Source organism: Cognatundibacterium rugosum (assembly GCF_014284365.1).
Lineage (GTDB): Bacteria > Pseudomonadota > Gammaproteobacteria > Burkholderiales > Burkholderiaceae_D > Undibacterium > Undibacterium rugosum.
In genome coordinates this window covers 1-255 of record NZ_JACOGG010000073.1, presented here as the reverse complement: position 1 = coordinate 255, position 255 = coordinate 1, and the positions used below count along the sequence as shown (strand labels likewise).

Annotated in this window: 1 protein-coding gene; it reads left to right on the top strand. The window is 54.1% G+C overall.

Features of this window, described 5'->3' with window-relative positions; all coding sequences use genetic code 11:
* Positions 1-255 (top strand): helix-turn-helix domain-containing protein (locus H8K47_RS18110; RefSeq protein ID WP_186882739.1); only part of this gene is annotated, 255 nt, incomplete at both ends.

Genomic DNA, 255 nt, shown 5'->3' with positions numbered 1-255 from the left:
CACTGGGTACGCCGGTTTCAGTTACGTGGTGCCGACGGCTTAGATAAAAAATATAGCCACTACAGTGCCGAATTCAAACTCTCTGTGTTGCAACACATGTGGCTCAATCGGCTCTCTTATCAGGAAACAGCCCTGCTGTACGACATCCGCAACAAGTCCATCGTGAGCGCATGGGAACAAAGCTATCATAGCGGCGGCATACCCGCCCTAACGCCACGCCCCCGAGGACGCCCCAACGTGATGTCGCCGTTCAAA